Source organism: Pseudomonas sp. C8002, from assembly GCF_013385765.1.
Lineage (GTDB): Bacteria > Pseudomonadota > Gammaproteobacteria > Pseudomonadales > Pseudomonadaceae > Aquipseudomonas.
On the sequence record NZ_JACAPJ010000035.1, the window covers coordinates 1 to 25,474 of the forward strand.

The following is a 25,474-nucleotide window of genomic DNA, read 5'->3' on the forward strand; positions in this document are numbered from 1 at the left end:
GCGTGGGTAACCCGGCAGGACGCCGGGTTAGCCGCGCTGGGCCAAGGATGGCCCATCGCGGCGGCCCACGGTCCAAAGCCGGAGTGAGGGCACACCGAGCCTAGGCGAGGTGCCGAGTGGTGGGGCAAGAGCGTTTTGCTTACTTTTGCGCTCTTCAAAAGTGAGCCGCTGTAAGAGCGGAACCCATATCAGCCATCACCCAAATAACGGATATGCCCCCAATCAGCGAGTCTTCACCGCCTCAACCCACCCCGGATCCAACCGCGTCTGGTCAGGCTCAATCCCCAACCCCCGCATCCTCTCCAGATGCTCATCAACCTCCCGCACCAACTGCGCCTGAGAACTCGAATTGGCGTCCAGTTCGTGCATCTGCATCAACCCAAGGTGATAAAACCGCAGCAACTTGATCGCCACCGGATCATTCGCCTTCACCCCGTCAGTCACCTTGTGCATCACATTAGTCACACTCATCAGGCTGCGCTTGAGCTGCCACCCATACACCGCCGGCGCGAACCATGCCTGGTTCCAGAACGGCCCCCGCACCAGCCCTACGGTAATCAACACCCCGGCAAACACCCCGCCCACATTAAAGCGAAAATTATCCCCCCCAGGCTCACCAAACAGCATCACCGCCAGGCTGGAAAGCACCATCGCCAACACCACAAACAACCCCGCGACTATCAACGTACTGCGTCGCGTCTGCTGGCGAAAAACAATCGGGTCGCACGGTTTGAGCTCAAACATCCAGGGTCAGTCTCCATGGCACAAGTAGGGTTATAACGCCGGCCAGCATCTTCTCATGCTTCACCCGTCGGAGTGACGGTAATCAGGTTGAACGATGGATCAGCGCAATTTCTCTAACCCCTGTAGGCAACCGACCCCCAAGTGAGGTGAACCATGACCCGGTACCAGCAACAGTCGCCCGGCACACCCAACCCCGACCGCACGCCCGGCGAAGAGGAGCGTGACAACGACGCCCTGCGCCCCAACGACCCGGCCGAACGGCAAGACGAAGAAGAGCAGGTCGAGGAAGACCTGGAAAACCTGCACGACAAGGCCCGCCCGCTGTAGACCCGGCGCGCCAAGGAGGTAGTTATGACTAATCGTACAAGCGGCCCGCATTCATCCGAGCATTCCAGCGGCAAGGACGAATTGGGTTTCGACCCCGATTCCCCGGACGTCGCAGACCCACAGGTCGACCCGGTAGGTCCCGCCATTGCCCCGTTGGACAAGCCAGAAAAAACCGGCAAGAAGCCGGCCTATGATCCCCTCGGTGATCTGAAAAAGTGAAACAAGCCCCGCCGTCGTGCGGGGCTTTTTATTCCTCAACCAAGCCGTTTCGGGGCTGTCCATGTCACCTCGGTGATGCCGAACTTCTCCGCCCAGGGACGAGTGGTCTTTTTCACCCGCTCGTGGCCCGGCCGGCCTATCCGCCCCACGTGGGCAATGTCGGCGTCAACGGCCGCCCAATGCCACGCTTCGGCGTTGTTCATGACCTCGGCACGCACCACAAAGGTTTTTGGTTCGCCGTGTAGCAAGTAGTGGATGGTGTAGATCATTGCGGTACTCATGATGCCTCCCTGTCTTGTAGTGAATGGATATAAATCAGTTCAGAAAGGTTCAGAAAGTTTGTGCATCTGAGGACTTGCATTTGATTCAACCCACAATTGGCAAATAACCGCCGTCAGGGTATTAGTGGTGCTTTCGCCACCGACTCCAGGATTGCGTCATGCCAGAGCTGACCCACAGCCGCCTCTACCTGCAACGTCTGGGCTACGACACGCCGCCTCCGCCCACCCTGCAAACCCTGCAGGATCTGCAGTTGCGCCATGTCAGCACCTTCGCGTTTGAAAGCCTGTCGACCCTGCTGCACGCACCGGTGCCGATCGATTTGCCGAGCGTCGAACAAAAAGTCCTGTTCGACGGCCGTGGTGGTTATTGCTACGAGCTGAACCAGCTGTTCCTGGCCTTGTTGCAGGAGTTGGGCTTCGAGGCGCGGGGCATTACCGGCCGTGTGGTGATGGGGGGGCCACCCGATGCACTGACGGCGCGCACCCATCGGCTGAGCCTGGTGACCCTGGACGGCGTGCGTTACATCAGTGATGTCGGCTTTGGTGGCATGGTGCCCACCAGTCCCTTGCAACTGGACACCGATGCCACCCAGGCCACCGCCCATGAACCCTATCGCCTGAGCCTGAACGAGGGCAGCTACACCTTGTGGGCGCAGGTCGCCGGTGAGTGGCGCGGCTTATATGTGTTCGACCTGCAGGTGCAGTCACACTTCGACTACGAGATCGGTAACTGGTACGTCTCCACCCACCCGGATTCGCCGTTCCTCGGCCAGCTGAAAGTCGCACTGATTGGCCCGGGATTTCGCCGCACGCTGAACAACGGGCAGTACGCGATTCACTACCTGGACCGGGCCAGCGAAAAGCGTGCAATCGAGGACGTCGAAGAGTTGCTGAACCTGTTGCAGGCCAGCTTTGGCATTCGCCTGCCGGCGCATCCGCAGTTGCGGTCAATTCTCGGTCGTTTGCTGGCTCCCGTCCAAGACGCTTGATATAGAGCCTTCGCTGAACCGTTTTACCTCGAAAAAGGTGCAAATTAATTCGAACCTTTCGCCAAAACGAGGGTTCGAAGCGTTTCCTGAATAATTTGCCACCTGCAATGGAGACGTAAAACGATGTCCAAACTATTCGGAAAGATCCTCAAGAATTCCTCGGTCCTGGCCTTGATCGCGGCACCTGGTGTGGTGTTCGCCGCAGCGCCGACCGACCCGATTTCCACCTTCGGGATCCTCGGCAGCTACAACGACTTCAAACTCGAGGGCGGTAGCCAAAGCGACAAGGACCACATGCCTGAAGCCGGCCTGTTCTATAACTTCGGCAACAAGCTGACGGCTGAATCCGGCTTTATCTACCAGGCCGGTATCGAAGCCAAGTACGGCGAGAAGAGCGACAACAAGCTCAAGGAAGGCCAGGCCGACCTCGACCTCGGCTGGCGTGCCGCGCTGGATGCGCGCAACTTCGTCGACGTGCTGGTGGGTGGCGGCTACAGCTGGACCCGCTACGAGCCGGACTCGGGCGACTACGACATGAAACTCACCAACAAATCGCCGTTCGCCAAGGCGGCCCTGGGCTACAACCACCAGTTCGACGACATGACCATGCGTGTTGAACTGGGCGCCCGCCATACCATCGACGGCCGCGCCAAGCTCAAGGTCGACGGCATCGGCAGCGACACCGTGGACCTCAAGGACCGCACCAACCCGTACGCCGAAGTCAGCCTGCTGATGAACCAGAAAGGCGACCTGCCGGTGATGGCGGGCCTGTACTACACCCGCACCGAGTACAAGCTCGATGACGATTCGTACGTGGCCGACAACACCAAGCTCAAGCGTGACGAGTACGGGTTCAAGGTCGGTATAGCCTTCTAAATCTGCCTGACTGATTGTTCCCACGCTCTGCGTGGGAATGCATCCCGTGACGCTCTGCGTCACAACGCGGACGCAGAGCGTCCAAGGCGGCGTTCCCACGCAGAGCGTGGGAACGATCAGCCGCTGAAGCCTGTCCGCCCAAGCCCCCCTTTCTGTCCCCCAATACCCTCAACGCCGCGCCCTGGCTGCCTTAGTGTGGATCACGCTTTCACACAATAAGAGAGAAGGTGGCTATGCGGGCAATCAACCCCCGTCGCATCAGTCTGCTGCTGGCCGTGACCTGCCTGCTGACAGCCTGTGGCGACAAACCGAAACACCCCCCCGAACGTGCCACGGCGGCCAATGCCATGCCGAGCGACGCAGCCCTGGCCCAGGTCTACGACACCAGTTGCAAGCTGTGCCACGCCAACCCGGCCTCCGGTGCGCCGCTGACCGGTGACGGCCCGGCCTGGAGCCCGCGCCTTGCCCAGGGCCCGGACACCCTGCTGGACCACACCATCAACGGCTACAACGGCATGCCGCCGATGGGCCTGTGCGTGCAGTGCTCCGAAGAGCAATTCCTGGGGCTGATCAGTTTTATGTCGGGTCAACACATCCAATAAGAATAACGGGGTAGGCGATGGGGCTTTCACGGCGAGAATTATTGCAGCGCGGCGCGGTAGCCGGCGCGTTCATGGCATTGACCAGTAACCCGGTGCTGGCCCAGCTGGCCCGGGCACCGCGGCTGATTCCCTGGCGCAATTGGTCGGGGGCGCAAACCTGTCTGCCCCTGGCGCGGCTGGCGCCGAAGAACCTTGATGAACTGGTGCAGGTCATCGGCCAGGCACCGGGCAAGGTGCGGCCGGTGGGCTCGGGCCATTCGTTCAGTGCCCTGGTGCCCACCGACGGCACGCTGCTGTCCCTGAGTTACTTCAATGGCCTGCTGGATCACGACCCGCAAACCGTGCAGGCCACGTTCGCCGCCGGTACGCCGATGTCACGCATGGGAAAGGCGTTGAAGGACGTTGGCCAGGCGTTGCCGAACATGGCGGATATCGACTACCAGACCCTAGCCGGGGCGATCTCCACTTCCACTCATGGCACCGGCGTGGGCTTCACCTCATATTCCGGTTGCGTCACCGGCCTGCAACTGGTGACCGCCCAGGGTGAGGTGCTGGAGTGCGACGCCAACCGCCACCCCGAGGTGTTCAGTGCCGCCCGGGTGTCCCTCGGCGCCCTCGGCGTGGCCACCCAGGTCCGCCTGCAAAACCGCGCACCGTACCGCCTGCGGGAGCGCCAGTGGATCGCCAAGACTGAAGAACTGCTGGAGGACGTGGCAAAGAACACCCGGGAAAACCAGCACTGGGAAATGCTCGTGGTGACCCATTCCGACTACGCCCTGTCCATCGCCCTGAACGAAACCACCGACCCCGAAACCCCGCCCATCGACCCGGCGGAGGCGGGCGGCAACGAGTTTGTGTCGATCATCGAGAAACTCGACAAATACGGCAGCGATTTCCCTGAGGCCCGGCGTACCTTGCTCAACAGCCTGCGCTTTTTTGCCAGCTTCGATGACCGCGTGGCCGAGTCGTTCCAGGTGTACGCCAACGTGCGAAACGTGCGTTTCAACGAGATGGAATATTCGGTGCCCGCCGAGCACGGACCGGCATGCCTGCGGGAAATCCTCAAGCTGATCAACGACAAGGACCTGCGCACCTGGTTTCCCATCGAGTACCGCTACGTCAAGGCCGATGACATTCCGCTGAGCATGTTCGAGGGCCGCGACAGCTGTTCGATTTCCGTGCACCAGCACTACACCATGGACCACCACAACTTCTTCGCCGCCGTAGAACCGATCTTCTGGAAATACGCCGGTCGCCCGCACTGGGGCAAGTTGCACACCCTCAATGCGCGCACTTTGCAGCCGCTGTATCCGCGCTGGGAGGAATTTACCCGAGTGCGCCGCGAGCTGGACCCCAGCGGCAAATTCCTCAATGCGCACCTGTCGTCTATTCTGGGAGTGGCCTGATGAACCGCAGACATTTCATGCTCGGCACCGGCGTGTTGCTGGTGGGTGGTGCCATCTTGCTGAGGCCGGGCGACCGCGGCAGCCCTTACACCGAGTATTTCCGCAGCCTCAACCAGGAACTCAAGGCCCATGGGCCGATGCGCCCGGTGATGCTGATCGACCTCGATCGCCTGGACCACAACATCGACGTGGTGATGCAGTCGGTGCAGCGCGGCGGCAAACACCTGCGGCTGGTGGAGAAATCCCTGCCGTCGCCGGGGCTGCTGGCGTACATCGCCAAGCGTGCCGGCACCCAGCGCCTGATGTCGTTTCACCAGCCATTTCTGAATCACGACGCCCAGGTGTTTCCCGACGCCGACATCCTGCTGGGCAAGCCGTTGCCGGTGCGTTCCGCCGAGTTGTTTTACCAAACCCACAAGGGCCCGTTCGACCCGTCCCGCCAGCTGCAATGGCTGCTGGACACGCCCGAGCGCCTGCAACAATACCTGGCGCTGGCCCAGGGGCTGGGCACCAAACTGCGGGTCAATATCGAGCTGGATGTGGGCCTGCATCGCGGCGGCATCAGCGACAACGCGGTGCTGGGGCAGATGCTGACGATGATCAGCGCGCATCCGCAGCAGCTGGAATTCAGCGGGTTCATGGGCTACGACCCGTTCGTGGGCATGGGCGTGCCGGGGATTCTCGGCTCGCCCCAGGACCTGTTCGACAAAGTCATGCAGCGCTACAACGGCTATGTGGATTACACCCGCCAGCACTTTGCGCCGCTGTGGCGCGACGGGCTGACGTTGAATACGGCAGGCAGCCCGAGCTATCGCATTCACGAGCAGGAGAAGCTCAGCAGCGAGGTGTCGGTGGGCACGGCGTTGCTCAAGCCGACGCACTATGACTTGCCGTCGCTGAGCGAGCATGTGCCGGCGGCCTATATCGCAACGCCCGTGTTGAAAAGCACCGGGCCGGTGGACATTCCGGCGCTGGACGGCAAGTCGCGGTTGTTCTCGTGGTGGGATGCGAATCAGCGCGCCACGTTCTTTATTTATGGGGGCAACTGGATGGCGGAGTTTGAATCGCCCAGGGGGTTGCAGAGCAATGACCTGTATGGGCGCAGCTCCAATCAGGAGATGGTCAATGGTTCGCCCAAGGTGGGGCTGAACGTGGAAGACCAGGTGTTTCTGCGCCCGACCCAGAGTGAGTTTGTGCTGCTGCAGTTCGGCGATTTGCTGGCAGTACGGGGCGGGAAAATCGTCGATACCTGGCCGGTCTACACCTGACAACGCCGTCCCACTGTAGGAGCAAGCTTGCTCGCGAAAAACCCGAGGACGACGCGTTCATCTAGACAGCCCGCGTTATCGTTGACGTTTTTCGCGAGCAAGCTCGCTCCTACAGTTTTTGTCGGGTTTACAGGGCAAACGGAATCGTCAACTTCGCCCACAACATGTCGCCTTCCGGCCGGTTCTGCACATCAAACTCCTTGGCCCAGCGCACCTCGGCACTCGCATACTTGAGGAAGGTGAAATACACCGCCGGACCGATCGCAAACACCTGGCCCTTGACCCCGTCATCCACATCTTCGCCATAGATGTTCACCACGGTATGCCCGTATTGCTTATCGTCGGTGGTCTGCTTGAGGTAGTAGCCGTTGAGCCCAAGGCTGAGGTTATCCGTCACCTTGTAGCTGGCCGAGTAGTCGAAGTGAAAAATCTGCCCCGACCGGTAATGGGTGTCGGGGTTTTCCTTGTTGAAGCTGTAGGTGGTCTTGATCGACAGCTCAGTGCGCTCGTTGGGCATCCAGGTCGCCGACACCAACGGTTTGTAGGTGTAGAAATTGTTGCTGGTATTGGCCAGGCGCGTGGCGTCGTATTCGCCGGTGGGCAGGGTGATTTCCAGGGCGGTGCCCACTGTCAGGTTCTTGCCCAGGTCCCAGAGGATGATCGGCGCCACGGTGGTGTCGCCCATGCTTTCCCGGGTGTCGGACATGCCGAACAGCGACACCTGTTGCTTCAGGTACGGCTGGGCGATGTAGCCGCCCAGGCGCCCGCCGAATACCCGCAACGGGCTGAGGTAATCCAGGCGCGGGATGATCGCGTCGGACTTGATCTTCACGTCCGGCACCTTGCCACCCAACGAGCTGATATCGAGCTTCCTGGCTTCGTAATGGTTGTAATAGATGTTGAAGGCGAACATGTGGTCGGGCAGGTTGTTGACGTCCAGCGGCAGGATGTAGAAGCCATCGGTGCCGGGGCCGATGTTGTCGACGCCGCCTTCGGTGGCCAGGGCCGGCAGGCTGATGAGGGTCAACAGGGCGAGTTGCACGGGGTAAAACGCACGGGTCGTGTTCATGTCTGGGCTCATTATTATTATCAGGACGACGCTGCCTATAGAAATAAGCCCTCGGCGCCCGGCGGGGCAGGGTATTGGCGGCCACATAGGGGGACTTTGGCGGACAGCTTTCATCCAGAGTGCAGCAGTTCTTGCAAGAGCCTATGATTGTCAGGATGTTTCCAAAACAAGAACTGAAGCACTCAGTCGGGAATCGAAGATCCATGCAAAGGAAAGCCGTTGATCCGCACTATGATCTGGCCCTGGTCTCGCCATTTCTGTTGCAAACCCTCGGCCAAGTGGTCGCGCAAAAAGGCGCGAGCGCCGAGCACCTGTGCCGTGGCCTGGGATTCACCCTGGCCGACCTGGACGACCCGGCCCAGCGCATTTCCTATCGCCAGGCGGTAGCGATGATCCAGCGTGCACTCAAGGTGTTGCCCGACCAGGGGCTGGGCCTGTGGGTAGGCCATCAGAACGTACTCGGCACCCTGGGCCTGCTCGGCCATGTGATTTCACTGTGCAAGACGTTGCGCGATGCGTTTGCCATCGGGGAACGTCATCAGCACACCTCCGGTGGTATCGCCACCTCGCGCACCCATGAAGGCCCCCAGGAAGTTTTCGTCGATATCGAATGCCTGCTGCCCTACGCCGAGGTGCAGGTGTTTGCCGCCGAGGAGTTTTTCGCCAGCCTGATGGTGTATGGCCGCGCCCTGGTGGGCGAGGGCTTCATGCCGCTGCGGGTCGAATTTATCCACGCCGCGCCCACCTATGTCGCTGACTATCACCAGCTGTTGGGTGCGGATGTGCGTTTTGGCTGCCTGCATAACCGCATGGTCCTGGCCAGCCACTGGCTGGATGTGCGGCTGCCCAATCACCATGCCCTGGCCTTGCGCCAGGCCCTGGAACTGCTGGAACTGGAAAGCGCGCAACTGCATCAGAAAATGGATTTGATCCAGGCGGTGGAGCGCGCGATTTCCCGGGATTTGCAGGGCAGCCAGCTGGAAAAGGTCGCCAGTGACTTGAACATGAGCGGGCGTACCTTGCGCCGGCGCCTGACCGAGCATGGGCTGACGTTCGAGGGCTTGCTGGAACAGGTGCGCAGGGCAAGGACCATGGGGTTGTTGAGCAACCCGGGGTTGTCCATCGAACGGATCACCGAGGAAGTTGGCTACAGCGATGTGCGCAGTTTTCGGCGGGCGTTCAAGCGCTGGACCGGGCTGAGCCCCAGTGCGTTTCGCGGTGAAGGCGCAGGGCCGGGGTGATCGTCAGGATTGGCCCCATTGGCTACCTGATCTTTCCCCGGATTGGCTATTTGTCCAATGCCCCCTCGTCACTACTCTAGACACCAATCCCCACTGTTCTGGAGTATCACCATGCAAGCTCGTACCGACTTCTACACCGCCTCCCCGGATGCCATGAAAGCCATGCTGGCCCTGGAGGCTGCCGTCGGCAAACTGTCCATCGAACTGCCGCTGCTGGAACTGGTGCGCCTGCGTGTGTCGCAGATCAACGGCTGCGCCTTCTGCCTCGACATGCACACCGCCGACGCCCGCAAGGGGGGCGAGACCGAGCGCCGCCTGTACACCGTGTCGGCCTGGCGTGAAACGCCGTTCTTCACCCCCCGTGAACGCGCCGCGCTGGCCTGGGCCGAAAGCCTGACCCTGCTGAGTCAGACCCACGCACCGGATGAGGACTTCACCGAACTGGCCGCCCACTTCAGCCCGCAAGAGCAAGTCGACCTGAGCGTGGCGATCGCCACCATCAACAGCTGGAACCGTCTGGCGGTGGGTTTTCGCAAGATGCCTAAATAACCCGACAAGACGCCGGGATGACTGATCGTTCCCGCGCTCTGCGTGGGAATGCCGCCCCGGACGCTCTGCGTCCAGCGGGCGATGCAAGGCTCAAGTCTTGCGTACGGGTGACGCGGAGCGTCACGGGATGCATTCCCACGCAGAGCGCGGGAACGATCAATGAAGCCGATCTACCACCGGGTTACAGCCAGTCGGCATTCACTTGAAGTAACCCCGTGGCGTGGCGCCGGTCATGGCCTTGAAGAAGGCGATCAGCGCACTGTCACTGGCAAAGCCCAACTCAAAGGCGCAGTACCCGAGACTGCGCCCGGTGGCGAGCAACTCGATGGCGCGCATCAGGCGCCACTGCTGGCGCCATTGCTGATAGCCCATGCCGGTTTCCCGCTGGAAGATCCGGCCGATGGTTTTGCCGCTGGCGGCCACCTGGCGTTGCAAGGCTTGCAGCTCCGGTGGCAGCGCGTCGAGGTTCTGCAATAACGGCGCCAGGCGTTTGTCCGTGGGCAGGGGCAGCAGCAGCGGTTGCTCGACTGCCTCGCGGATTTCACTCAGGCACAGCGCCAGCAAATGCGCGTATTTGCCCTGTTGCCAATCGGTGTCGAACGCCGCCATTGCCATGGGCTCCAGCACCGCCCGCAGCAGCGCACTCACCTCAATCACCCGCACTTGTGCCGGCAACTGCCCGGCCAATGCCGGGCTGACATACACCGAACGGTAATCCACGGTCTGTTGCATCACTGCCCGGTGCGGCACACCGCCGGGAATCCACGCTGCCCGAGTGGGCGGCAACAGGCACAGTTGGTTGGCCAGGGTAATGCGCGTGCAGCCCTGTTGGGTGAACAGCAATTGCCCGCGCTGATGCTGATGTACACCGGAGTCGTGATCACCCAGCAGGGCGGCGATGCCCACCACGGGCGCGTCGAAGCGGTCGGGATCGAAAGGTGTCTGCGCCGCCAGCCATGCCATGGGATGTCCGATTTCATTGATAAGGTGTCGAAGTCTGGATAATACGCCAGCTGCCGCTGTTTAGACTCCCTGGCCTGTTTACTCGTGAAGAGCGTCTGGATGATGTTGAAAAACTTGCTGGTGCTGGCGGTGGCGCTGCTGATGTTCCCGCAAATCGCACAAACCCTGTATAGCCCTGCGCTGGCGGATATCGGCCAGGCGTTTGCGGTAGGGCCCGAGGCGGCGGGGCAGACCTTGTCGGTGTACTTTCTGGCCTTCGCGTTCGGGGTCGTGGTGTGGGGACGCTTGTGTGACCGCTTCGGCCGGCGCCCGGTGATGCTGGCCGGGTTGGCCCTTTATGGCGCGGCCACAGCGCTGGCCTTGGGCGTGCGTTCGTTCAACGGCCTGTTGCTGGCCCAGGCGGTGGCGGCGTTTGGTGCGGCGGTGGGGTCGGTGGTGACGCAAACCGTGCTGCGCGACCGCTTCAGCGGTGCCGGGCTGGCGCAGGTGTTTTCAGTCGTGGGCATTGCCCTGGCGGCCAGCCCCGCCATTGGCCTGTTCACTGGCGCGGGCCTGGTGCAGCACTTTGGCTATCGCGGGGTGCTCACAGGCTTGTTGCTGCTGGCGCTGACGTTATTGGCCTGGTGCCTGTGGGCCTTGCCGGAAACCCGCCCGGCCTCGCTGCCCACAGCGTCGTTGCGCGGCACCCTGGGCCTGATGCTCAAGGATGCGGCGCTGTGGCGTTCGGTGGGGCTGGTCGCGGTCTTCAATATCGCGCTGTTCAGCTATTACAGCCTGGGGCCGTTTGTGTTCCAGCGCCTGGGGTTGTCTGCCGAGCAGTTCGGCTACAGCGGCGTCCTGCTGGCGTTGGGCTCGGGGCTTGGGGCCTGGCTCAACAAGGGGTTGCTCAAGCGCGGGGCCGGCAGCGAACAGCTGGTGCTGGCAGCCGGTGGCGTGATGTTAGTGGGCAGCGTGCTGGTGGTGCTGTTACAGGACCGTTGGCTGTTCGTGTTGCCGATGCTGTTGGTGGTCATGGCCTTCGGCATGGCGATTCCCAATGTCCTGGGGGCGGCACTCACGGCTTATCGCGACCGCCTTGGCACCGCCGGTGCCTTGTTCGGTTTGCTGTATTACCTGGTGATCGGGGTGGGGTTGACCCTGGCAGCCTGGGTCCAGCAGTTGGGCTGGACCCTGTTGGTGTGCGCCTTGGCGGCGCTATGCCTGGCGATCCCGCGTACCGTCAGAAATTGACCGTGGCACTCAAGCGCGCCGTCAACGGCGCACCCTGGAACAGGTAGTCATCGCCCATGTATTCGCCGGCATCGCGCCAGTAACGCTTGTCGAACAGGTTGTCGACGCTCAGGCGAAACACCGTTTCATAGCCATCGAGTTTGGTGGTGTAGCGGCTGCCGACGTTGACGATGGCGTAGTCGCCCACTTCCACATCACCGGTGCGATTGGCGTACTTGTTGGCGCTGTATTGCACGCCGCCGAGCAGCGCCAGGCCGTCGACCCAGGGCAGGGCGTAGTCGGCGTACAGACTGGCCCGCAGTTTCGGCACGTTGATCGCCTGATGGCCTTCGTATTCCGGCGTGCCGCTGCCCGTCACCCGTGCACGGATGGCCGCGACGCTGGCGGCGATCTGCAAGCGCTGGGTGGCCCAGCCGTTGGCGGACAATTCCAGGCCGGTGTTTTTCTGCTCGCCCTGTTGCACGTAGGTGTAGTCGCCGGCGGCGTCCGGCCTGGCGTACTGATAGGCCTGGCGAGTCTGGAAGATCGCGGCGGCAAAGCTGATGCGGCGCCAGTCGTATTTCACCCCGGCTTCGATCTGGCGGGAAACTGTCGGGGCGAGGGTTTCATCTTTATTCAGGGCAAACCACGGCGCGGTACCGCCCAGGGACAGGCCTTTGCTGTAGCTGGTGTAGAGCGACAGGTTTTCAATCGGTTTGTAGATCAGCGCCGCCTGGGGCAGGAACACATACTGCCGGGTGTGGCGCGACTCGTTGCCCTGATCATCGAAAGCCTTTTCGTCCAGGCGCACTTCGCGGCCGCCCACGATGGTCTGCCATTGCTCGTTGAAGCTGATGCGGTCGGTGACGAACAGGCCGTATTGGCGGCTGTCGAGGTTGCGATGACTATCGTTCAGGGGCTTATCGGTGGGCGCGAAGTTTTCCGGGTCCTGATTGATATTGCCGGAGCCAATCATCTCGTTGACCGATTCGCGCTTGTCCACCACTCGCCGAAACGCACTGCTGCCAAACGTCAACTCATGCCCCAGGCCACCGGTATTGAACAACCCGGTCATCGCGGCCTGGATTTCATCATCGCGCCGGGTGTCATCAGGGCTGCGGAAGTCATAGATATCGTAGTTGCCTTCCGGGCTGAAGTAGTTCGGTACCTTGGCCCCGGCACAGCTCGCGGACCCGTAGCAGCCCCACGCAAACGAACTGTAATCATCAATCACCACCTTGCTGCGCGCCGCGCTGACGCTGCCTTTCCACTGGTCACTGAAGCGATATTCAAACTTGCCGTTGAGGTTCAGCGAATCAATCCCTACCTGATTCGCACCGCTCTGATGCCCCAGCAGTTTTTTCGGCGACGCGTGGTGCGGCACCTCGGTCCCGCCCAGCAACTGATAACCCGGCACCGAGCGCTGTTGCTTGTTCTGATACTCGGCATCCAGCTGCAATACCGCGTCGGGGCTGATGTTCCAGTCGAACGCCAGGGACAGGAAATCCCGGTGGCCATTGGCATGTTCGACGTAGGAATGCAGGTCTTCATGGGCCACGTTGGCGCGCAGGCCGAACTGCTGCTCGCTGCCAAACCAGCCGCCCACGTCGGTGGCCAGGTAACCACTGCCGCGATCATCGGTGGACACCGTCACCGAGCGCACATCCTCCGGGCGCTTGGTCACGTAATTGATCACGCCGCTGGGCTCGGAAATCCCGCTTTGCATACCCGACAATCCCTTGAGCAGCTCCACACGCTGCTTGTTCTCCAGGGCAACGTTCTGCTCGCCGGTGATGGTGCGGCCATTGATCTTGTAGCTGCTGGCGGCATTCAGCGAGAAACCGCGCACCACGAAGTTTTCGTAGTAGCCGATGGGCGCATAGCTGTCGCCCACCGAGGCGTCATTGCGCAGCACTTCGCTGAGCAAGCGCGCCTGCTGGTCCTTGATCAACGACTCGTTGAACACCGCGATCGAGGCCGGCGTGTCGAGCAACGGCGCCTCATTGAAAGCGCCCACCGACGCGGTGTCGGTGTTGTAGCCGGATTCATCCTGGCCCTGGACCTTCACCTCCGGCAGCTCGATATCAGCCGCCTGGCTGCTTCCAATACCTGCGCTGAGCAACAGGCCGAGGGCAAAACGTGAAGGGGCAGCGGGGCGAAGACGCAAAACCATGGGGGAAGGCCTGAGAGCGCAGAGCGGAGGGCGCATAAGCTAGGCATAACGGCGGCGTTTTACAAGTTTTCGAGAATGGTTCGCTTTGAGACGACCCGTCTCAGCCCGCAGATCAATCCTGCTGCTGCTCGACAGCGGCCCCTGGCAACTGCGATAGACAAGGCTTCTCTCACCTTTGAAGGAGATCGTCATGAGTATCGCTGGAAAAGTTGCACTGGTGACCGGCGCCGGGCAGGGCATCGGCCGGGCCATCGCCCTGCGCCTGGCGCGGGACGGCGCCGACATAGCGTTGGTGGACATCAACAGCGCGAAGATTGAAGCGGTGGCGGCCGAGGTGGTTGCACTGGGGCGCAAGGCCTCGGTGTATGTCGCCGATGTCTCGAAGCTGGAGCAAGTGGTCGCGGCGGTGGACCATGCCCACCAGACCCTGGGCGGCTTCGACATCATCATCAACAACGCCGGTGTCGCACAGATTGACGCACTGCTGGACGTAACCCCGGAACAGGTCGACCGCACGCTGCGCATTAACGTGCAGGGCACACTCTGGGGCATCCAGGCCGCGGGCAAGAAATTCAAGGCGCTGAAGCAGAAGGGCAAGATCATCAATGCCTGCTCGATTGCCGGCCATGAAGGCTTTGCGTTGCTGGGGGTGTACTCGGCCACCAAGTTTGCCGTGCGTGCGCTGACCCAGGCCGCGGCGAGGGAACTGGCCAGTGACGGGATTACCGTCAACGCCTACTGCCCGGGTGTGGTGGGCACCGACATGTGGGTCGAGATCGACAAGCGCATGGCCGAGATTACCGGCGCCGAGGTGGGGGCGACGTACAAGAAGTATGTGGACGGGATTGCGTTGGGCCGGGCGGAAACGCCGGAGGATGTAGCGGGGCTGGTGTCGTACCTGGCGGGGCCGGATTCGGATTACATGACCGGGCAATCGCCGTTGATTGATGGCGGGATTCTGTACCGCTGAGCTGGCGGAATCACTCGGTCAAAAAATGTGGGAGCGGGCTTGCTCGCGAAGGCGGAGTGTCAGTCACCGGAAATGTTGACTGGTACACCGCCTTCGCGAGCAAGCCCGCTCCCACATTTTTGACCGTGTTGGGTCAGTGCTTGCCGGGCATGTCGATACCCAGTTGGTTAACCCGTCGATACAAGGTCGCCCTGGAAATCCCCAACGCCTGCGCCGCCGCCAGCGGCTTCCATCGATGCCGAATCAGTGCGTCCAGCACCAACTGCCGCTCAGGACTCACGCTTTCCGATGTTTTCACCGCAACCGCGTCACCACGAACTTCCACCGGCAAATCCGCCAATTGAATCGTCCCGCCATCGCACACCGCACACGCATACGCCAACACATGCCGCAGTTGCCGCACATTCCCCGGCCAGGCATAACCCAGCAGCGACTCCAGCGCCGCTGCCGCGATCCCGACCGCAACACCGCTGTGCCGCGCCTCCTGCTCCAGAAGCCGATTGATCAATGCCAGTTTGTCCATGCGCTCGCGCAATGGCGGCACACAGAACCGCGCACAGCCCAACCGGAAATACAAATCCTCGCGAAAGCTTCCAGCACTCACCAGCGCCGCCAAGTCCCGATGGCTGGCGCAGATCACCTGGATATCCACCGCCCGGGTTTTTGCCCCGCCCAGCGGCGCCACTTCACCTTCGGCCATTACCCGCAGCAGTCGCGTCTGCAACGCCAGCGGCATGTCGCCGATCTCGTCGAGAAACAACGTGCCGCCATCGGCCTGCAACAGCAGCCCGGTCATGCCCTTGCTGGAGGCACCGGTAAATGCTCCGGCCACGTAGCCGAACAGTTCGCTCTCGATCAGGTTTTCCGGGATCGCCGCGCAGTTCACCGCCACAAAGGGGCCGTCGCGACGGGCACTGCGTTCATGCAACTGGCGGGCAAACACTTCCTTGCCGGCGCCGGTTTCGCCCTGGACCAGCACCGGCAGGTTGCGGTCCTTGACCCGCACGGCCAGGCGCAGATGTTCTTCTACTCGCGGGTCTACCTGATGACTCGAAGACACCGTCGTACGTGCAGCCTTACGCCGCGGCGCGCTGACCCGTACCTGCAACGCCCCCGGCTCGCCGAGCCAATGCAACTGCTGCGTCGATTGATCGGTCACGGCGCGCAACGCGTCCAGGTCAAACACTTCGCCGATATGCTCCGGCAATTGCCCGAAGCGCAACCTCAGGGCCTGCCGCGCCTTGCTGTTCAAGGCTTGCAGCCGCCCATCCTGGTCCCACGCCAGCAGCATGTCCGGCTGGCTGTCGACGTAACCGGGCGTGCTGTGGGCCTGCAACACCCAATGTTGCCGGGCGCTGTGCATGAAAAACGCGTTCTCGATGGCCCGCGCGCTTTGCGCCACCATCTGCCGCACCAGGTGCTGGCTGCGCCGGTCATCCGGCGATTTCAGGGCTGAGGCGTCCATCACGCCCAGCAGGTTGCCCTGGGGATCAAAGATGGGTGCGGCAGAGCAGGTCAGGCCGATAAACGCCGCACGAAAGTGGTCGCGCTTGTGCACGGTGACCGCGGCCTTGCTGGTCAGCACCGTGGCCACGCCGCAGGTGCCTTCCTCGGCTTCCGACCAGCAGGTGCCGAGGTACAGGCCGGCCTTGCGGCAGTCGTTGCGAATGCCGGCGTCCACGCGGTGGTCGATGGTCTGGCCCTGGGCGTCGGTGAGCATCACGCAGTAATCGGCGTGGCGCACCCGGTTGTGAATCTGCCCGACTTCCTCACTGGCGATGCGCATGAACAGCTCGGCGCGTTCGCGGCATTCCTTGAGCAGGGTGCTGGTGAGGATGCGCGGCCCTTGCAGGGAACCGGGGTCGAGGTGGTGCTGCTCCATGGAGCGGCGCCAGGAATCAAAAATCAGCGACGGCACCGGAGCCTGGGGCAGGCGGTCGGCGTTGCGTACCACGCGGCTGACACAGTCGACATGGTCCTTGGAGTTCACGGCGAGCATGGAAGCCTCCGGTTCTCGATCCTTGTTGTTATGCCCGCCATTAAGCGCCCATGGGCCGGGAGGAACAAGGCCGGCCTGACCAACTGCCCGAGGTGAGACGCAGCGTCTCATTGCGCCTGAGACGCTGCGGGCAGGTTGCAACGGCGCGTCTCATTGAACGGTCCACAGTGGCACGTCCACGCTTCCAGGCAACTGCTCTGGGTCAAGGCTTTCCCGGGTTTTCCAGCGGATTGGCACAGGCCGTGCTGAGTGCCTTGCAGCTGGCCTGATCCAGCCTTTTGTGTGTCGAGACAACCTGGAGAACAACAAGATGTCCACTCACCTGTCCACCGATCAACTGCTCCATGCCTACACCGTGATGCGCACCATCCGTGATTTCGAAGAACGCCTGCACGTGGAATTCGCCACCGGCGAGATTCCCGGTTTCGTGCATTTGTATGCCGGCCAGGAGGCCAGCGCCGCCGGGGTCATGGCCCACCTCAACGATGAAGATTGCATCGCGTCCAACCACCGTGGCCACGGCCATTGCATCGCCAAGGGTGTGGACGTGTTCGGCATGATGGCCGAGATCTACGGCAAGAAAACCGGGGTGTGCGGCGGCAAGGGCGGCTCCATGCACATCGCCGACCAGGAGAAGGGCATGCTCGGCGCCAACGGCATTGTGGGTGCCGGGGCGCCGCTGGCGGCCGGTGCGGCCCTGGCGGCCAAGCTCAAGGGCAGCGCGGGTGTGGCGGTCGCGTTTTTCGGCGACGGCGGCTCCAACGAGGGGGCGGTGTTCGAAGCGATGAACCTGGCCTCGATCATGAACCTGCCGTGCCTGTTCGTGGCCGAGAACAACGGTTATGCCGAAGCCACCGGGTCCGGCTGGTCGGTGGCCTGCAAGGACATTGCCGAGCGCGCCGTGGGTTTTGGCATGCCGGGGGTGATTGTCGACGGCAACGACTTTTTTGCCGTGCACGCCGCCCTCGGCGTTGCGGTAGAGCGTGCCCGCAGCGGTAAAGGGCCGACGCTGGTGGAGGTCAAACTGAGCCGTTTCTACGGCCACTTCGAAGGCGATGCGCAAACCTATCGCGGCCCGGACGAAGTGAAAAACCTGCGGGAAACCGGCGACTGCCTGAGCCTGTTTCGCCAGCGCTGCACCGCCGAAGGCTGGCTCGACGCGGCTCAGTTCGAACGCATCGACACCGAAGTCGCGCAGCTGATCGAAGACGCCGTGCGCCTGGCCAAGTCCGATCCCAAACCCCAGGCCGCCGACCTGCTGAGCGATGTCTACGTCGCCTACCGCTAACCGCCACCCACTACAAAAACAATCCGTGGAGAAGTCATCATGGCTAGAAAAATCAGCTATCAGCAGGCAATCAACGAAGCCCTGGCCCAGGAAATGCGCCGCGACCAGAGCGTGTTCATCATCGGCCAGGACGTGTCCGGCGGCACCGGTTCGCCCGGTGAACAGGACGCCTGGGGCGGCGTGCTCGGCGTCACCAAGGGGCTGTATCCGGAGTTCCCCGACCGCGTGCTCGACGCGCCACTTTCCGAGGTCGGTTATGTGGGCATGGCCGTCGGTGCAGCCACCCGTGGCATGCGCCCGGTGTGCGAGTTGATGTTCGTCGACTTTATCGGCTGCTGCCTCGACCAGTTGCTCAACCAGGCGGCGAAGTTTCGCTATATGTTCGGTGGCAAGACCACCACGCCGCTGGTGGTGCGCGCCATGTACGGCGCCGGCCTGCGTGCGGCGGCCCAGCATTCGCAGATGCTCACCTCGATGTGGACGCATATTCCCGGGCTCAAGGTGGTGTGCCCGGCCACGCCCTATGACGCCAAGGGCATGCTGATCCAGGCGATCCGCGACAACGACCCGGTGATTTTCCTCGAACACAAAATGCTCTACAGCCTCCAGGGCGAAGTGCCGGAAGAGCTGTACACCGTGCCGTTCGGCGAAGCCAACTACGTGCGTGAAGGCAACGATGTAACCCTGGTGACCTACGGGCGCATGGTGCACATCGCCCTGGAAGCCGCAGCTAATCTGGCGCGCCAGGGTATCGACTGCGAAGTGTTGGACCTGCGCACCACCAGCCCGCTGGACGAAGACAGCATCCTTGAAAGCGTGGAGAAAACCGGGCGCCTGGTGGTGATCGACGAGTCCAACCCACGTTGCTCGATTGCCACGGACATCAGTGCATTGGTGGCGCAACGGGCATTCGGCTTCCTGCGCGCGCCGATCGAAATGGTCACCGCGCCTCACACGCCGGTGCCGTTCTCCGATGCCCTGGAGGACCTGTACATCCCCAACGCGGCGAAGATCGAAGCTGCGGTGCTGAAGATCGCCGACAAGAGGAATGCCGCATGATCCATACACTGACCATGCCCAAGTGGGGGCTGTCGATGACCGAGGGCCGGGTTGATGTCTGGCTCAAGCAGCCGGGCGACCCGGTGGAGAAGGGTGAAGAAGTGCTGGATGTCGAGACCGACAAGATTTCCAGCAGTGTCGAGGCACCCTTCAGCGGGGTGCTGCGGCGGGTGTTGGCCCAGAGCGATGAGACATTGCCCGTGGGGGCATTGCTGGCAATCGTGGTGGAAGGCGAGGCCAGCGAGGCCGAGATTGATGGGGTGATCGAGGCGTTCCAGGCGGGGTTCGTTTCCAGTGCCGCCGAGGCTGAAGCCAGCGGGCCATCGGCACAGAAGGTCGAGGTGGGCGGGCGCCTGCTGCGCTATCTGGACCTCGGGGAGGGCGGCACACCGCTGGTGCTGGTGCACGGCTTTGGTGGCGACCTGAATAACTGGCTGTTCAATCACCCGGTGCTCGCGGCTGAGCGGCGGGTGATCGCCCTGGATTTGCCGGGGCATGGCGAGTCGGGCAAGTACCTGCAAACGGGCGAGCTTGAAGAGCTGAGCCAGGCGATATTGGCACTGCTGGATTATCTGAAGGTTGACCGGGTACACCTCGCCGGGCATTCCATGGGCGGGCTGGTTTCCCTGAACCTCGCGCGGGTGGCACCGCAGCGTGTGGCGTCGTTGACCCTGATCGCCAGCGCTGGATTGGGTACGCAGATCAACAGTGACTACCTGCAAGGTTTTATCGACGCGAGCAATCGCAATGCACTCAAGCCGCAACTGGTGCAACTGTTCAGCGATCCGGCGCTGGTGACCCGGCAGATGCTGGAAGACATGCTCAAGTTCAAGCGCCTGGAGGGTGTGGAGCAGGCGTTGCGGCAGATCACCGGGGCGTTGTTCAGCGGTGGTCGGCAGTTGGTGGATCTACGCAACGTTGTCGGGCAGCAGCCGAGCCTGGTGATCTGGGGCAGTGAGGACGCAATCATTCCGGCGAGCCATGCCCAGGGGTTGGAGGCTCAGGTGGAGATACTGCCGGGGCAGGGGCATATGGTGCAGTTGGAGGCAGCGGAGCGGGTGAATCAGTTGATGCTGGCGTTTCTTCGGACCTGATCGTTCCCACGCTCCGCGTGGGAATGCCGCCTTGGACGCTCCGCGTCCCGAGGGTGACGCGGAGCGTCACAGGATGCATTCCCACGCGGAGCGTGGGAACGATCTTCAAGACCAGCGGTGTTTTTGGTGGCGCTTCAGGGTCTCGCTGGGCAACTCCTGAAACAACGCCCGATAACTGTTGGAAAAACGCCCCAAATGCCAGAACGACCAATTCATCGCCACCTCCGCCACGGTGGTGTCCACTGACGGCGGGCTCAACAACTCCCGCCGTGCACTGTTCAACCGGCGCAACCGCAACCACTGCGCCGGGCTCATCCCGGTATACGTCTTGAACCCGTGCTGCAACTGGCGCAACGGCACCCCGGCAATGCGCGCCAGTTGCAGCAGGTTGACGGTTTCATCCGGCACATCCGCCGCCCATTCGCCAATGCGCGCCATGATGATTCGCTCCTCGGTGCGCCGCTGCAATGAGCCCTTGTCGAGGCACACGCAGGCGTTGTCGAGGATGAACAGGCAATCGTCGAGCAACTGTTGCGTGAGGGCATCACGACTCGGCAGGTCCAGCGTCGCCGACAGCCGCGTCAGCGTGCCGCTGAGCCAGCGGCTGAACAACGGGTTTTGCAGGGAGTTGAGCGGGGCCATGAACAACCCCTCCAGCTTCGCCACATCCAGACCATGGCGCTGGACAAACTGCGGCCCGAACACCACTGCCACTTCGCGGTAGTTTTCCGGGGTGATCCAGGTGTTGCGGCTTTCGCCATTGAGCACGTACAGCGCGTTGTCGCTGCCATCGAAACAGAACGCCAGGGAACCCGGCGGCGCGTTGAAGTTCTGCTCCACCCGGGTGTTCATCCGCTCTTCGTACACCTCGACACCTTGCAGGTCGAGATAGCGGATCTGCCCGGCAAAATGCCCCGGGGACATCTGCTGGTACTGCTGCACCCAACCGGGTGTCGCACTGCATTGAGCGGCCACATCACCGGTGGTGAAGGCCTGTACGCGCAAAGCTGTTGCCTGTGTCATGGGTAACCTGGGCGCACTCTATTGGTGCGTTGTGGTTGGCGCAAAGTGGATAGATGCCGTTGGACGGCTGGCCCAAGATAGACCTCAATGCGCCGCGAGGGAAGCCCGCGGCGCAGCATCCAACCCATGACGAGGTCCTTATGAACGCCCCCTTCGATCAGCTGTCCGCCTGGCTGAAAGAACACAAGATTACCGAAGTCGAATGCGTGATCAGTGATTTGACTGGCATCGCACGCGGCAAGATTTCGCCCACCAACAAGTTCCTGCATGAGCGAGGCATGCGCCTGCCGGAAAGTGTGTTGCTGCAAACGGTAACCGGGGACTTTGTCGACGACGATATCTACTACGACCTGCTGGACCCGGCCGACATCGACATGATCTGCCGCCCGGTGTCCAACGCCACCTACGTGGTGCCATGGGCCATCGAGCCCACCGCCATCGTGATCCACGACACCTTCGACAAGCAGGGCAACCCCATCGAACTGTCGCCGCGCAACGTGCTGAAAAAGGTCCTGCAACTCTATACCGACCAGGGCTGGCAGCCGATTGTCGCGCCGGAGATGGAGTTCTACCTGACCCAGCGCTGCGAAGACCCGGACCTGCCGCTGAAGACCCCACTGGGCCGTTCCGGTCGCGCCGAAAGTGGCCGTCAGTCGTTCTCCATCGACGCTGCCAACGAGTTCGACCCGCTGTTCGAAGACGTCTACGACTGGTGCGAAGCCCAGGGCCTGGACCTCGACACGCTGATCCATGAAGACGGCCCGGCGCAGATGGAAATCAACTTCCGCCACGGCGACGCCCTGGACCTGGCCGACCAGATCACCGTGTTCAAACGCACCCTGCGCGAGGCTGCACTCAAGCACAACGTGGCGGCCACCTTCATGGCCAAACCGGTGGCCGACGAGCCCGGCAGCGCCATGCACCTGCACCAGAGCGTGGTGGAGATCGCCACCGGCAAACAGGTGTTTGTCGATGAACACGGCAACAAGAGCCAGCTGTTCCTCAACCACATCGGCGGCCTGCAGAAGTACATCCCCAAGCTGCTGCCGATGTTTGCGCCTAACGTCAACTCGTTCCGCCGCTTCCTGCCGGACACCTCGGCACCGGTCAACGTCGAGTGGGGCGAAGAAAACCGCACCGTTGGCCTGCGTGTACCGAGTTCCAGCCCCGACGCCATGCGCGTGGAAAACCGTCTGCCGGGCGCCGACGCCAACCCGTACCTGGCCATCGCCGCCAGCCTGCTGTGCGGCTACCTCGGCATGATCGAAAAGGTCGAGCCCAGCGCCCCGGTGGAAGGCCGCGCCTACGAGCGCCGCAACCTGAGGCTGCCGATCACCATCGAAGACGCCCTGGCGCGCATGGAAGAGTGCGACACCGTCAAGCAGTACCTGGGGGACAAGTTTGTGCGCGGCTACGTCGCGGTCAAGCGCGCCGAACACGAGAACTTCAAGCGGGTGATCAGCTCCTGGGAACGTGAGTTCCTGCTGCTGAGCGTCTGACGACTCGTCCGTAGCTTAGCGAGGCTGCGTCGGGCCCACCGCAATTGTGTCCGATACATCGCTACGCAGCCTCGCCAAGGCTCGACAGCTGCTACGGGCAGAATGGCTGGATGAATACATAAAAATCAATCAAGCAAAGGGGTGTCGATATGCGTCTGGTGAAAAAGCTTCTCCCGCTGGCCTTGGCGGCATTGTTCAGCAGCGCGGGCCACGCCGCGCAGACGGTCAGTGTGTACAACTGGACCGACTACATCGGTGAGACCACCTTGGCCGACTTCCAGGCCAAGACCGGGATCAAGGTGATCTACGACGTGTTCGACTCCAACGAAACCCTGGAAGGCAAACTGCTCGCCGGCCGTACCGGCTACGATGTGGTGGTGCCGTCCAACCACTTCCTGGCGCGCCAGGTAAAGGCCGGCGCGTTCCTCAAGCTGGACCGTTCGCAGCTGCCCAACTTCAAGAACCTCGACCCCAAGCTGCTCAAGCTGCTGGAGAAAAACGACCCGGGCAACGAGCATTCGGTGCCGTACCTGTGGGGCACCAACGGCATCGGCTATAACGTGGACAAGGTCAAGCAGGTGTTGGGCATCGACCATATCGACTCGTGGGCCGTGCTGTTTGAACCGGAGAACATCAAGAAGCTCCACGAGTGCGGCGTCGCGTTCCTCGACTCGGCGGATGAACTGTTCCCGGCGATCCTCAACTACATGGGCAAGGACCCGCGCAGCGAGAATCCCGAAGACTACAAACAGGCCGAGGCCAAGCTGCTGACCCTGCGGCCGTACATCACTTATTTCCATTCCTCCAAGTACATCTCGGACCTGGCCAACGGTGATATCTGCGTCGCCTTCGGTTATTCCGGCGACGTGTTCCAGGCGGCCAACCGCGCCAAGGAAGCCAAGAACGGCGTGAACATCGCCTACTCGATCCCCAAGGAAGGCAGCAACCTGTGGTTCGACCTGCTGGCCATCCCGGCGGACGCCGCCAACCCGAAAGCCGCCCACGCCTTCATCAACTACTTGCTGGACCCTGAAGTGATCGCCAAGGTCAGCGCCAGCGTCGGCTACGCCAACCCGAACCCGGCGGCCAAGGCCTTCATGGCCCCCGAGCTGGTGAACAACCCCGAGATCTACCCGTCCCAGGAAGTGCTCGACAAACTCTACATTTCCACCACCCCGACGCCCGCCGTCATGCGCTTGATGACGCGGTCCTGGAGCAAAGTGAAGACCAACAAATGAACCGTTCCTCCTCCGACCACGCTCGTTCCTATTACCTGGCTTCGGCCAACACCATGCCCCGGCGCCCAGCGCTGGGGGCTGACCTGACCGCCGATGTGTGTGTGATCGGCGGTGGGTTCACCGGGGTCAATACCGCCATCGAACTGGCCCAGCGCGGGCTGTCGGTGATCCTGCTGGAGGCCCGGCGGATTGGCTGGGGCGCCAGCGGGCGCAATGGCGGGCAGCTGATTCGCGGGATTGGGCATGACGTCTCGGGCTTTGCCAGGTACGTGGGAGAGGAGGGTGTGCGTTACCTGCAGCAGGCCGGGATCGATTCGGTGGCGCTGGTGGGCGAGCGGATTCGCGAGCACGGGATTGACTGTGATTTGCGCTGGGGGTTTTGCGAGTTGGCGAATACGCCGGCGCAGTTTGCGGCGTTTCAGGGGGAGCTGGAGAGCCTGGCTGCCTTGGGGTATGCGCCTGAAACGCGGTTGGTGGCATCGCAGGATATGGCGCAGGTGGTTGGCTCAGGCTTGTATGCGGGTGGCCTGGTGGACATGGGCTCCGGGCATCTGCACCCGTTGAACCTGGTGCTGGGGGAGGCTGGTGTGGCCGAATCCCTTGGGGTGCGGATCTTTGAAGACAGCCCGGTGCTGGAGTTGATCCATGGCGACACGGTGCAGGTGCGTTGCGAGTTTGGCAGCGTGCGCGCCGGCAACCTGGTGCTGGCGTGCAATGCGCATCTGGAGGAATTGGAGCCGAAGTTGAGTGGCAAGGTGCTGCCAGCGGGGAGCTACATCATTGCGACCGAGCCGCTGTCGGTTGGGGTGGCTGATCAGTTGATTCCGCAGAACCTGGCGTTGTGTGATCAGAAAGTGGGGTTGGATTATTACCGCCTTTCGGCGGATCGGCGGTTGTTGTTTGGGGGGGCTTGTCATTATTCGGGGCGTGATCCGGTGGATATCGCGGGGTATATGCGGCCGAAGATGCTCAAGGTTTTTCCGCAGTTGGCGAATACCGCGATTGAGTTTCAGTGGGGGGGGAAGATCGGCATCACCGCCAATCGCTTTCCCCAGGTGGGGCGCCTGAAGCAGCATCCGAATGTGTTCTATGCCCAGGGGTATTCGGGGCATGGGTTGAACGTGACTCACTGGTGTGCGCGGTTGTTGGCTGAGGGGATTCAGGCTGGGCAGAGCCGGGGGTTGGATATTTTCAGCCAGGTGCCGCATATGACGTTTCCTGGGGGGAAGGTGTTGCGTTCGCCGCTGCTGGCGTTGGGGATGTTGTGGTATCGGGTTCGGGAGATGGTGGGGTGATTGATTGTGTACATATCCGTTTCTTCGGTAACGGCCACCTAGGGTTTCGCTCTTACAGCGAGTCACTTTGCAAAAAGCGGCAAAGTAACCAAA

Annotated in this window: 24 protein-coding genes; 17 read left to right on the plus strand and 7 right to left on the minus strand. The window is 62.0% G+C overall.

Going from position 1 to position 25,474, the window contains the following annotated elements; all coding sequences use genetic code 11:
* Nucleotides 1–222: 222 nt before the first annotated feature.
* On the minus strand, nt 223–744 hold the full coding sequence (locus tag HX814_RS28190) for a DUF3087 family protein (RefSeq protein WP_177009876.1): 522 nt from the start codon (nt 742–744) through the stop codon (nt 223–225).
* A gap of 153 nt (nt 745–897) precedes the next feature.
* Here HX814_RS28190 and HX814_RS28195 point away from each other — a divergent pair, with 153 nt between their 5' ends.
* Entirely contained in the window at nt 898–1,071 is a 174-nt protein-coding gene (locus HX814_RS28195) for a hypothetical protein (protein ID WP_173883076.1), read from the plus strand.
* 24 nt (nt 1,072–1,095) lie between these two features.
* Nucleotides 1,096–1,290 (plus strand): DUF6021 family protein, encoded by a 195-nt coding sequence (locus HX814_RS28200; protein WP_003210890.1) that lies wholly within the window; start codon nt 1,096–1,098, stop codon nt 1,288–1,290.
* 35 nt (nt 1,291–1,325) lie between these two features.
* Here the strand turns inward: HX814_RS28200 and HX814_RS28205 are convergent, their stop codons facing one another.
* Nucleotides 1,326–1,571, minus strand: coding sequence for a DUF6555 family protein (locus HX814_RS28205; protein WP_023658994.1), 246 nt, complete (start codon nt 1,569–1,571; stop codon nt 1,326–1,328).
* A 158-nt stretch (nt 1,572–1,729) separates the two neighbouring features.
* On the opposite strand from HX814_RS28205, the gene HX814_RS28210 reads away from it, so the two are divergent.
* The 5 genes from HX814_RS28210 (at nt 1,730) to HX814_RS28230 (ending at nt 6,712) form a co-directional block, all read left to right on the plus strand.
* Nucleotides 1,730–2,560, plus strand: coding sequence for an arylamine N-acetyltransferase (locus HX814_RS28210; protein ID WP_177009875.1), 831 nt, complete (start codon nt 1,730–1,732; stop codon nt 2,558–2,560).
* 123 nt (nt 2,561–2,683) lie between these two features.
* A complete protein-coding gene (locus HX814_RS28215) occupies nt 2,684–3,436 on the plus strand; it encodes an outer membrane beta-barrel protein (RefSeq protein WP_003210885.1) in 753 nt (250 codons plus the stop codon).
* Between the two features lie 233 nt (nt 3,437–3,669).
* Nucleotides 3,670–4,038 carry a cytochrome c5 family protein gene (locus tag HX814_RS28220; protein WP_177009874.1) on the plus strand — a complete coding sequence of 123 codons (369 nt, stop codon included), beginning with the start codon at nt 3,670–3,672 and terminating at the stop codon, nt 4,036–4,038.
* A gap of 77 nt (nt 4,039–4,115) precedes the next feature.
* A complete protein-coding gene (locus tag HX814_RS28225) occupies nt 4,116–5,444 on the plus strand; it encodes a D-arabinono-1,4-lactone oxidase (RefSeq protein WP_177009878.1) in 1,329 nt (442 codons plus the stop codon).
* A 59-nt stretch (nt 5,445–5,503) separates the two neighbouring features.
* Nucleotides 5,504–6,712, plus strand: a complete 1,209-nt coding sequence (locus tag HX814_RS28230) for a DSD1 family PLP-dependent enzyme (RefSeq protein ID WP_177009877.1) — start codon at nt 5,504–5,506, stop codon at nt 6,710–6,712.
* Between the two features lie 127 nt (nt 6,713–6,839).
* Here HX814_RS28230 and HX814_RS28235 read toward each other — a convergent pair whose 3' ends face one another.
* On the minus strand, nt 6,840–7,781 hold the full coding sequence (locus HX814_RS28235; RefSeq protein WP_003219185.1) for a transporter: 942 nt from the start codon (nt 7,779–7,781) through the stop codon (nt 6,840–6,842).
* 203 nt (nt 7,782–7,984) lie between these two features.
* On the opposite strand from HX814_RS28235, the gene HX814_RS28240 reads away from it, so the two are divergent.
* Together HX814_RS28240 and HX814_RS28245 are read left to right on the plus strand one after the other, a co-directional pair.
* The gene (locus tag HX814_RS28240; RefSeq protein ID WP_102368645.1) at nt 7,985–9,022 is read left to right on the plus strand and encodes an AraC family transcriptional regulator; all 1,038 of its coding nucleotides are present in this window, start codon (nt 7,985–7,987) and stop codon (nt 9,020–9,022) included.
* A gap of 111 nt (nt 9,023–9,133) precedes the next feature.
* A complete protein-coding gene (locus HX814_RS28245; RefSeq protein WP_177009873.1) occupies nt 9,134–9,571 on the plus strand; it encodes a carboxymuconolactone decarboxylase family protein in 438 nt (145 codons plus the stop codon).
* Nucleotides 9,572–9,769: 198 nt separating this feature from the next.
* Here the strand turns inward: HX814_RS28245 and HX814_RS28250 are convergent, their stop codons facing one another.
* Nucleotides 9,770–10,534: a helix-turn-helix transcriptional regulator gene (locus HX814_RS28250; RefSeq protein ID WP_177009872.1), complete on the minus strand. Its 765-nt coding sequence runs from the start codon at nt 10,532–10,534 to the stop codon at nt 9,770–9,772.
* Nucleotides 10,535–10,633: 99 nt separating this feature from the next.
* On the opposite strand from HX814_RS28250, the gene HX814_RS28255 reads away from it, so the two are divergent.
* Nucleotides 10,634–11,764, plus strand: a complete 1,131-nt coding sequence (locus HX814_RS28255) for an MFS transporter (RefSeq protein WP_003219178.1) — start codon at nt 10,634–10,636, stop codon at nt 11,762–11,764.
* On the opposite strand, the gene HX814_RS28260 is transcribed toward HX814_RS28255, so the two are convergent.
* Entirely contained in the window at nt 11,754–13,916 is a 2,163-nt protein-coding gene (locus HX814_RS28260) for a TonB-dependent siderophore receptor (RefSeq protein WP_177009871.1), read from the minus strand. The two genes, HX814_RS28255 and HX814_RS28260, sit on opposite strands and share 11 nt — an antisense overlap.
* 190 nt (nt 13,917–14,106) lie before the next feature.
* Here HX814_RS28260 and HX814_RS28265 point away from each other — a divergent pair, with 190 nt between their 5' ends.
* Nucleotides 14,107–14,886: an acetoin reductase gene (locus HX814_RS28265; protein WP_177009870.1), complete on the plus strand. Its 780-nt coding sequence runs from the start codon at nt 14,107–14,109 to the stop codon at nt 14,884–14,886.
* Between the two features lie 133 nt (nt 14,887–15,019).
* Here the strand turns inward: HX814_RS28265 and HX814_RS28270 are convergent, their stop codons facing one another.
* The gene (locus HX814_RS28270) at nt 15,020–16,885 is read right to left on the minus strand and encodes a sigma-54-dependent Fis family transcriptional regulator (protein ID WP_177009869.1); all 1,866 of its coding nucleotides are present in this window, start codon (nt 16,883–16,885) and stop codon (nt 15,020–15,022) included.
* 310 nt (nt 16,886–17,195) lie between these two features.
* Here HX814_RS28270 and HX814_RS28275 point away from each other — a divergent pair, with 310 nt between their 5' ends.
* From HX814_RS28275 to HX814_RS28285, 3 genes are read left to right on the plus strand one after another with little or no spacing between them, the layout of a single operon-like run.
* Nucleotides 17,196–18,173, plus strand: coding sequence for a thiamine pyrophosphate-dependent dehydrogenase E1 component subunit alpha (locus HX814_RS28275; protein WP_003219159.1), 978 nt, complete (start codon nt 17,196–17,198; stop codon nt 18,171–18,173).
* 39 nt (nt 18,174–18,212) lie between these two features.
* The gene (locus HX814_RS28280) at nt 18,213–19,232 is read left to right on the plus strand and encodes an alpha-ketoacid dehydrogenase subunit beta (protein WP_003219158.1); all 1,020 of its coding nucleotides are present in this window, start codon (nt 18,213–18,215) and stop codon (nt 19,230–19,232) included.
* The gene (locus HX814_RS28285) at nt 19,229–20,326 is read left to right on the plus strand and encodes an acetoin dehydrogenase dihydrolipoyllysine-residue acetyltransferase subunit (protein WP_177009868.1); all 1,098 of its coding nucleotides are present in this window, start codon (nt 19,229–19,231) and stop codon (nt 20,324–20,326) included. Before HX814_RS28280 ends, HX814_RS28285 begins: the two co-directional genes overlap by 4 nt.
* 105 nt (nt 20,327–20,431) lie before the next feature.
* Here the strand turns inward: HX814_RS28285 and HX814_RS28290 are convergent, their stop codons facing one another.
* On the minus strand, nt 20,432–21,349 hold the full coding sequence (locus HX814_RS28290) for a helix-turn-helix domain-containing protein (protein ID WP_177009867.1): 918 nt from the start codon (nt 21,347–21,349) through the stop codon (nt 20,432–20,434).
* 140 nt (nt 21,350–21,489) lie between these two features.
* Between HX814_RS28290 and HX814_RS28295 the strand changes: the two genes are divergently transcribed.
* The 3 genes from HX814_RS28295 to HX814_RS28305 all read left to right on the plus strand — a co-directional run bounded on the left by HX814_RS28295 (nt 21,490) and on the right by HX814_RS28305 (nt 25,381).
* Entirely contained in the window at nt 21,490–22,848 is a 1,359-nt protein-coding gene (locus HX814_RS28295; RefSeq protein ID WP_003219154.1) for a glutamine synthetase family protein, read from the plus strand.
* A gap of 149 nt (nt 22,849–22,997) precedes the next feature.
* The gene (locus HX814_RS28300) at nt 22,998–24,086 is read left to right on the plus strand and encodes a polyamine ABC transporter substrate-binding protein (RefSeq protein ID WP_003219153.1); all 1,089 of its coding nucleotides are present in this window, start codon (nt 22,998–23,000) and stop codon (nt 24,084–24,086) included.
* Nucleotides 24,083–25,381 (plus strand): FAD-binding oxidoreductase, encoded by a 1,299-nt coding sequence (locus HX814_RS28305; RefSeq protein WP_177009866.1) that lies wholly within the window; start codon nt 24,083–24,085, stop codon nt 25,379–25,381. The genes HX814_RS28300 and HX814_RS28305 overlap by 4 nt, the downstream gene beginning before the upstream one ends.
* The last annotated feature ends 93 nt before the right edge of the window (nt 25,382–25,474 follow it).